The sequence below is a fragment of the Burkholderia sp. IMCC1007 genome (assembly GCF_027257875.1).
In the GTDB taxonomy this organism is placed as follows: domain Bacteria; phylum Pseudomonadota; class Gammaproteobacteria; order Burkholderiales; family Burkholderiaceae; genus Burkholderia.
The window spans coordinates 1-2,105 of sequence record NZ_JAPVQY010000132.1 but is presented as its reverse complement, the minus strand read 5'-3'; the positions used below and the strand labels follow the sequence as shown (position 1 = coordinate 2,105).

Below are 2,105 nucleotides of genomic sequence, written 5' to 3'. Positions count from 1 at the left end.
TGCCCGTTTTGTTCGCCACGGTTTTCAGGTGCTGATAGATCGAATAGAAGACGACCTCGACGCCTTCGCCGATTTCAGTCTGGTGCTTGAGAATCACCACGCCATTGCTGGTCCAGCCGGCGTAGTAAAACAACGGATAGGCGTCGCGCTCTTGCTCGGTGGGGGCCTGTTTCGGCTGGGGTGTGCAGGCGCGCGCGAATACGACTTCGCCATCTGCGATCGCGCGTACGGGTTCGGGATTTTTGTCACCGCCCGGCGCAACCAAATGCACGCCGCCATGCCAGCCGAACTGGTAGCTAACGGGGAAGCCACCTTTACCGCTCTTTTCGCCCAGGCCGAAGGTGCCGTCGTTCCGGTCGTCATCTGTCTTCGGTTGGGGCGTGCTCAAAAAGGGGAAGCTGATAAGCATGGGAGGTTCCAGGCGACTATTCGGAGAACGGTAGGTCAGTGGGATCGATGGGCTGACCGCGCAGCGGATCGCCTTCGATGCTGAAGGGATTGCCACGACCGGCACCGCCGCCGGTCATGGGACCTTTGAATTGCGTCTGCACGGCGCTGAAGGTGATGCCACTATCGTCCAGCGTCATGGTGCCGCCCGGAGCACGCAGGCGGAACGCGTCGCCTGCCTGTAGCTCGATCACCTTGATACGTGTGGTCATGGCCTGTCCCGCCTCCACTTCGACATGACCTTGGACGTGCTGCTTTAGGTGCCCGCCGATGTCCACCGTATGGTTGGCCGCGGTCTTGTCACGCCGGTGGTTGCCCACCTCTTCGGTGCGATCCTTGCCGGTCGTGATCGTGTGGTTGCGACCGATCGTCAGGAAGTCGTCCTCGCCAATGTCATGCCGACGATCCTGGCCGATCGTGACCTGCTCGTCGCCGCCCACGGTTTCCTTCCGCTCGTTGCCGATGACGATTGTCTCGTCGTGCTCGACCTGCTCGCTGCGGTCATTGCCGACGAAGGTGGTTTCGTCGTGGTTGACGTGGATGTTCTGGTCACGCTGCGCGTGAACGTAGATTTCCTCCTGCCCGGCCTCATCCTCGAAGCGCAGTTCGTTGAACCCGTCTCCCTTGTGCGTCTGACTCTTGATCGTCATTCGCGTCTTGTGCCTGGGTAACTCGTACGGCGGCAATTGCAGGCGGTTGTATGCCCTCCCCAGGATGAACGGCTGGTCCACGTCGCCATCCAGGTAGCCGACGATGACTTCTTGTCCGATGCCCGGGATCGCCATATGCCCCCACAGCGCACCCGCCCAGTTCTGCGCGACCTGAATCCAGCACGAACTGTGTTCGTCGTATCGGCCCTGACGATCCCATGGGAACTGCACTTTCACGCGGCCATATTGATCGGTGTAGATCTCTTCGCCTTCCGGTCCGACCACGGTGGCCGACTGCGGGCCGTCGATACGCGGGCGCGGCAGCGGCTCGGCGCGCCATTCGGTGTCGTCGGGCACCAGCACCGCCTCGTAGCGGTAGTGGGTGCCGTGCTGCGCGTCGGCACTGTCCTCGGCCTGGCTCGTGAACTGCTTGCCGTGATGGACCATATTGACCGGGCGCCAACTCCGGTTCATGTCGTCGCGCGGATGGCCGGTAAGTTCGAACGCGATGCCCGGTTGCAGGCGCGCGTCATCGCCGCTCACACGTGCGATACGCGCATCGCGCCGGTGGCCACGCAGACGGTCCTGGGTGAACGCGTTGCCGCTGCCTTCGTGCTTGTAGCGGCCCGGGTAGTCGTAGCGCGTGTAGCCGCGACCTTGATGATCGAGATCGGTGCCGTCGCGCGGATACTCGTGATTGAAGCGTGGATTCTTGAACGTGTAGTCGCGCTGCACCTGACGCGCGGTGCGCACATTCTCGGTATAAGCGAAGGTATGCAGGCTGGGCTGCGGCCGATCACCGCCCGGCGTGGGGTTGTACAGCACCGGCTCGCCCGTCAGCCGCTCCAGGATGAACAAGCGGTCGCTATGAATCAGGCGATGACCGTCGACGCGATGCTGGAACGCATAGAGGAAGCCTTCCTCGCGCAAGATGCGTTCAACGAAATCGTAGTCGGTGTCACCGGCTTGTACGCAATACTCGCGCGGCAAGTGTTCGTTGGTGATGCG

The 2,105-nt window shown here is 62.2% G+C and carries 1 protein-coding gene and 1 pseudogene; both read right to left on the bottom strand.

Translation table 11 applies throughout. The annotated features are described in order from the left end of the window. Window positions 1-409 (bottom strand): annotated as a pseudogene (locus tag O1Q03_RS39885) (peptidoglycan DD-metalloendopeptidase family protein); the annotation flags it as partial. 16 nt (window positions 410-425) lie between these two features. Continuing rightward, the coding region (locus tag O1Q03_RS39880; RefSeq protein ID WP_269511628.1) for a type VI secretion system Vgr family protein at window positions 426-2,105 on the bottom strand (1,680 nt) is incomplete at its 5' end.